Below are 6,026 nucleotides of genomic sequence, written 5' to 3' on the forward strand. Positions count from 1 at the left end.
AAATCCTTATCTGGCAAGAGACTTAATTGATTAGTTCGCTCTAGAGCAAAAACAATTGACAAAAATCGCCAAATGCCTTTCTAAATAAGGGTTCCATCCCTTGTAATCCTCGTCCATTGCATAACACAAACCGAAGAGCCAGAAATCAAAGCAATTAGTAAGGTTATATTCAGGATTAATTGCCTTAATTTCGTTTTCTAGTGTTACTAATAAGGTTGCGGTAAGCATTCCTCGAATACCACCACCATCTAAGCTTAAAATGCTGAAGTTTTTTGAGTTTTCCATGATTGATTTCTCCAGTTGAGTTGGTTACAAAATAGCAAGTTTCGGATGGGTTATAGGAGCGTAACAATGATAATTACAAAGCAAAAAGGTGTGTGAAGTAATGTACTCTACAAGAGCGGTGATCGTACTTTCAGATGGCATATGTAAATCTAGCAAGCTATATTATTTTGCTCTTTTTTGCTTCTCGATCTCCATTTTCTTTTCCTCTTTTTCTCTTATTCTTTTTTGGCCAAACTTCGTTGCGTAAAGATTTTCCCTTTACCTCTATCATCAGGTTCTGATATTTGGATTTGGCACTAGAGCGATACATGGGATTAAAGTGCCATTGAACTTGATCTAGAATATCAAAATTGACTCCTTTTTGCTCTAAACATTGAATAAATCTAGGAATAAAATAATCTCCAAGCTTACTGACCATCTTTGCAGACGTCCACTTAGAACCCTCTTCTGAACGGTCAAATGTGTTACCCAAAAAGTAAAAAGCTCCTCGACGATTATCAAGTAATTCATGTTTTTTTAAATAATCATCAGCACCTGTTGTACCGACCGTGAAGCCAGAGGAAATAACTGTAATTTCTCCTCGTTTCATTAATTTGTTTATTATTGGCATCCAATTATTTTGACTACCATGATGGGGTAATTTAATCACCTTTATAAATAATTCTCTTTCGCCTTCAATCAATGACGATATTCTGTCATTTGCCGAATCTTTTTCCATATCACCAAGAGTTAGCATCTGCCATTTTTTTTTCATCTTTTTCAACTGTTATTAAACAACCTAGACTTTTTTCATTTTCAATCTTATCTTCATCTGATTCTGTACGTTCTGCTTCCTTGAATTTGAATTTGTTAGGATCTGGAATTATAAATTTAATTGTTACCTTTAAATCGTCATCATTATTAAGACTTAATTCTTGCGAATCTTGATCATCGTCAGGAAAAGAAATTGTTGCATGATTTATTTTGGGATGTTTTATTATTTTTTCTAGTTTTTTCGTTAGTGTAGTTTTAGAAGGAAGAAAAATTTTGTTAGTGCAGCGTTCCACTACCTCTTTCCATTGCGTATCATTGCCTATATGATCTTCATGCAGATGAGTAAATATGACGTTTTCTAATGTGTGATCTGCCTGAATGCCCAAATGACAATATTTACGCTTTACCTGTGGTGCTCCCAAATCAATCAGGGTATGACGATCCATCTTTTTGCCATAGGTCAGTAAGCAACAATCACCTGCTTTATTTCCCCATCCACCGCCAAATTGAGTAATCTTGAGTCCCATAATCTTGCTCCTAATTAATAAACTAAAAAATTGACTTTCAAGAAATTGTAATACCCAGTATTTCTAAGCAGATAAAAGCTGTTTTGCCAACGCCTTTGCCCCACTCAACGGGTCATAGAAATTAAACGCTAACGCCAAAGTTTGCGGTTGTCCTTGCATAAACACCAGCGTTAATGCCAAAGACACACTGCCCCCCCTCGCCGCCATCAGCGTCGCCTCGAATCGTGCCGATTTAACATCTAGCAAACCTCCTAAACTGTACTTGACGATAAACTGACCCACATCGGCGATTGACCCAATAGAAACTTTGAGTCCTTGTAAGGTTTGAGTCGCCACAGATAACGCTCCCGTTGCCGTTTCCCGTGCAGTAAACAAACCAGCAATCCGCACATCCGCATCAATCGGGAAATTGACAATGGTTTTCTCCAAACCGCGCACCACCTGCTTGGCCCCTTCTAATACCCCATTGGCCGTCTCCCGTGCAGTAAACAAACCAGCAATCCGCACATCCGCATCAATGGGAAAATTGACAATCGTTTTCTCCAAACCGCGTACCACCTGCTTGGCCCCTTCCAATACCCCATTGGCCGTTGCCTTAGACGCTTCAACTCCACCGATATAAGTATAAAGTCCGGCAATTTCAGAACCCTTAGCCGTCGCGTAGGCCGACAATTCCGCCCAACGGTAACTCTTTTCGTACCATTTAGATTGATTAAACCAGCGTTCCTTATTGCTAATATCCTGTTTTAGCTGTTCAATTCTTCGCTTGGTGTTATCAATCTCTCCCTGAAGGGAATTCACATCATTTTGCGCTCGTTGCACCGCTCCCTGAGCATCCCGCATCCGCCCAGAATCGCGGTCTCGTTCGCGCTGAATGGTTTGCCGCATATTATTAATATCCGTATTGAGCTTATCCACCTCCCGTTGAGCAGAAGCAACTGCCGCCTGAGCATCTCGCATTCGCTGGGCATCGCGATCGCGTTCCCGTTGAATCGTTTGCCGCATATTATTAATATCCGTATTGAGCTTATCCACATTTCGTTGAGCGGAAGCCACTGCATCTTGAGCATCTGAAAGGCTTCTTGTTGCCTCATCGGCGGCGGCTTTAATGGCATTCGAGGCTTCTCGACGGAGATACTCCAATAAATCATTCCGCATCGTAGCAACAATAAAGAAATCGCCCCCTTGCGTTAAATTTTGTCCCCGTACTTCTAGAGTACATTCAAATAAATCAAAAATCTTGCCAATCGTCGTAAACGTAAAACCACTATCCGAGAGGCGGATTTGGGTTTCACTACGAATCCCCAACAGTTCGACTGCTCCTGATATATCCAGATTGGGAACGGTTTTCGGGCTAACCTTGAGATAAAGTGAGGGTTTAGGCTTGCCTGTGGCTCCTGTAAGCTTAAAGATACCCGCTAAGTTAATCGGTTCCACATCCCCTTTCACTTCAACTCCATCAAGATAATCAATTTTTAGATAGCCATAGGCTCGCAATCCCCAGAAATACATCGTTCCTTCTAATTGCGTCCCTTGCTCGAATTTTAATTCCCCAATTGTCGTCGGTTGCGGAACAATGTAGATTTTGACGTTTTCAAAGCCAATATCTAAAACCGTTTTAGCCAGAGAAGCGGGAATGGCTTGTTTCACCGCAGTTCCACAGAAAGTACCGATCACGTCCATGAAATAGAGGCGATTAAAAGCGATCGCCAGCATACTGCGGCTCGGCATAGCCGAATCAAATTTCACCGCCACTACACCCTGAAATTCCCCAATTTGCAACGTACCAGCAATTCCCACTGTCGGTAGCGGTGGCGGGAAACTCATTCCTAGTTCGATCGCGACATTGGCAATGGACACCCCTTTAGCATCAAAAGGATCTTGCCAAATCCCCAACATAGTCGCTTGAAACTCAGCCGAGCGCGGTTTGACTTCCATGCCACCAATAAACCGCAGGACACTATTATTCAGAATGGCTGTTACTGTCCCCATCAAAGTTAGCGAAAAGTCACTGGGAGCAGGCTTCAGACGAAACCGAATATCACCAAAGGCAACGCCTTTACCTAAATCGAAACTGCCATCAATTGAGGCTTCTATAACCAAATCGGCTGGTTTTCCACTGATAGCGGTATAAACATTGAGGGACGTAATTCCCAAAAGCGCATCCACACCTAATCCAGACAGATTCATGCCCGCAAAGAAGTTTAGCCCTCGAATGATAGCCACATCACTCCGTTGAGCCTGTACTCGTGTGAGAGCGAAATTGCGATCATCGCTAGAAGCCAGAATTAAAGCCGTATTGGAAAATTTGAGTCCATCAAGCACCCTGAGTTCATCGGCAATCTCTGAGAACTTCCAATAACTGGGAGGCATAAACCCAGCAGTAAAGCCCCAACGGTTGTCAATCTTCTTCACGATTAACTCAACTTGCCCCAAGCTAGAACCTGCGGCTAGGGAGAAAGATTTTTTCTGAGGTGCAATAGTCACCTCTACATCCGAAAAAGACAACGCCAGCACACTAGCAGGAATCGGCAAATCACGAATCACCTCACTCCCGCAGAGTCTCTGTACTAAAGGTGACAGGTTTAATGAGGGAATATGGCCTTGTAAAACAAAATCGCCGGGGAATTGATAGGTAATGGGGAAGCGGGCTGTATTTACTTCTAACGTCCCACTAATAAATCCCGTAACGGAACGCTGACGAGTTGTTGCTTCTGCCTGAGTTGAGTTTGCCGATCTCAGCACTTGAAAAGAAATATCTTCAACTTCTAACCCATCAACACCAATGGGAATCGGCCAGCTATTGCTCGATTTTCCAGTCAGAGAGAATTCTCCAGTTTTGGGGGTGACTGCAATTTCAATATTGGCAAATTCAAAATCGGGAAGGTCGGTTGGTAACTCAACCATTGCAAAAAACTCTTCCAGAATAGCCGACAGATTCAGCTTGGAGATTTGTCCGCGCAGGACGAACTGATCTTCAATATCGGCAACGAGACTGACTTCGGCTCCCGCTATCGTCAATGTTCCAAGGATTAACCCCGATACAACAGTTTTGCCGTCAATGCGGGCTACTTCAAAGTTAGTTTCAACTTGCTCCAACTTCACCAGTTTAGGAATAATTTCCCAATCGGTTAATGCTGAACCACTTAGGGAAAAAGCTCTGTTTTTAGGGTCTAACGTCACACCCAACTCAGAGAACACAATATCTGGAAAACCTTGAGGGACAGAAACTTCATCAAAGGCAAAGAAATTGATCAGTCGAGTTAAGCTCAGTCCCCCTCCCTGAACCAGATAACCATGCATGGTAAATCCTGGCAAAGAGGCTCCAACACTAAACTTTGCTAGACTGTCAATGGTCAATTCTCCTGACAAATCACAAACCAAAGTACGGTTTTCGGAAGAAGTAGGATTATCTACTAAAAAATAAACTGAGACATTTTCAATGGCGATTTTGTCTGTTATTTTCCAGGGTTGTATTGAATTAACATATACCGCAATCGACTCTAGTTTTTTCTCCGTTGAACTAACATTCAGTGTAAGCCGAGAGAGAACTAAACCCTGTTCGGGACGATAGCCATCGGGCAGTAAATCAGCAAGGGCGGTTCCATTTAAAAGCGCAGTTAACTGAGAAAGCCCTGTTAAAGAAAAGTCTTCTAAATCAGCTTCAAACGTCAAGTCCTGATGAGAGCCTCGAAAGGTCGAATAAATTGGCAAATCAACGGAATTATCTGAGCTGCCAACCTTAATCTGAGTTTCCAGCGCAAAGTAAGCACTGGTGTAAGGAGGAAGACCACTTTCTGCTTCATCGATCACATCGGCAACAAGATCGAGTTCTAAAGAAGGAACGCTTAAGTAGCCCAAACTAATAAGCTAAACGGCTTTTACTTCGGATCACCGATATAGACTCCAAAAGGGTTATAGCTGTTGGATCATGCAGGTTAAGCGCCGTTTAGCTTATCTCCTGTGATGGGAGCATTAAGAAAAATCTCCGTCCCTTTAGGAGTAGGCACGATTAAGCCAGTTACTTTCAGAGAGAGTATCTCGCCAATAAATTGACTTAAGGGAATGAAGTCATTATCAATTGTCAATTCGGCTTCAAACCGAAGCCCAGAAACCTGCTCAGGTTCTTTAACTTCAACAGAATCAAGAATTAATTTGGGTTGTTGAAAGATTAGCCGATCAAATAAAAATTCTTCCTCTTTTAACCCCATTTGGGTAAGAATACTTGTTCCCAAACTCGGAAAACTTTGAGTAAATTTCCAAGTATTTGGCAATAGTGTAACTAGAGTCATTTGTGGCTTCTGATCTTTTAAGTAAAATGGTTCTTCGGTTTTTGTTATGCAATGGACGGGGGTTATAAGGGATGGAACCCTTATATAGAAAGGCATTTGGCGATTTTTGTCAATTATTTTTGCTCTAGAGCGAACTAATCAATTAAGTCTCTTGCCAGATAAGGATTTA

At 42.2% G+C, this 6,026-nt stretch carries 5 protein-coding genes; all 5 read right to left on the bottom strand.

Annotated elements, in window-relative coordinates; translation table 11 throughout:
• Window positions 1-30: 30 nt before the first annotated feature.
• The 5 genes from O9332_RS01220 to O9332_RS01240 all read right to left on the bottom strand — a co-directional run bounded on the left by O9332_RS01220 (window position 31) and on the right by O9332_RS01240 (window position 5,857).
• Window positions 31-285, bottom strand: a complete 255-nt coding sequence (locus O9332_RS01220) for a hypothetical protein (RefSeq protein ID WP_002762862.1) — start codon at window positions 283-285, stop codon at window positions 31-33.
• 157 nt (window positions 286-442) lie between these two features.
• Complete coding sequence (locus tag O9332_RS01225) at window positions 443-1,039, bottom strand: ComEC/Rec2 family competence protein (RefSeq protein WP_288023328.1); 597 nt, start codon at window positions 1,037-1,039, stop codon at window positions 443-445.
• Window positions 1,005-1,565 carry an MBL fold metallo-hydrolase gene (locus O9332_RS01230; protein WP_288023330.1) on the bottom strand — a complete coding sequence of 187 codons (561 nt, stop codon included), beginning with the start codon at window positions 1,563-1,565 and terminating at the stop codon, window positions 1,005-1,007. Before O9332_RS01230 ends, O9332_RS01225 begins: the two co-directional genes overlap by 35 nt.
• A gap of 63 nt (window positions 1,566-1,628) precedes the next feature.
• The gene (locus O9332_RS01235) at window positions 1,629-5,426 is read right to left on the bottom strand and encodes a hypothetical protein (protein ID WP_288023331.1); all 3,798 of its coding nucleotides are present in this window, start codon (window positions 5,424-5,426) and stop codon (window positions 1,629-1,631) included.
• Between the two features lie 77 nt (window positions 5,427-5,503).
• Entirely contained in the window at window positions 5,504-5,857 is a 354-nt protein-coding gene (locus O9332_RS01240) for a hypothetical protein (protein ID WP_288023333.1), read from the bottom strand.
• Window positions 5,858-6,026 lie beyond the last annotated feature (169 nt).

This window comes from Microcystis sp. LE19-10.1B, from assembly GCF_027530565.1.
GTDB lineage: Bacteria > Cyanobacteriota > Cyanobacteriia > Cyanobacteriales > Microcystaceae > Microcystis > Microcystis aeruginosa.

Coding starts and splice junctions, on each gene's coding strand:
- O9332_RS01220 (WP_002762862.1), bottom strand. CDS start 285: ATGGAAAACTCAAAAAACTTCAGCATTTTAAGCTTAGATGGTGGTGGT.
- O9332_RS01225 (WP_288023328.1), bottom strand. CDS start 1,039: ATGAAAAAAAAATGGCAGATGCTAACTCTTGGTGATATGGAAAAAGAT.
- O9332_RS01230 (WP_288023330.1), bottom strand. CDS start 1,565: ATGGGACTCAAGATTACTCAATTTGGCGGTGGATGGGGAAATAAAGCA.
- O9332_RS01240 (WP_288023333.1), bottom strand. CDS start 5,857: ATGACTCTAGTTACACTATTGCCAAATACTTGGAAATTTACTCAAAGT.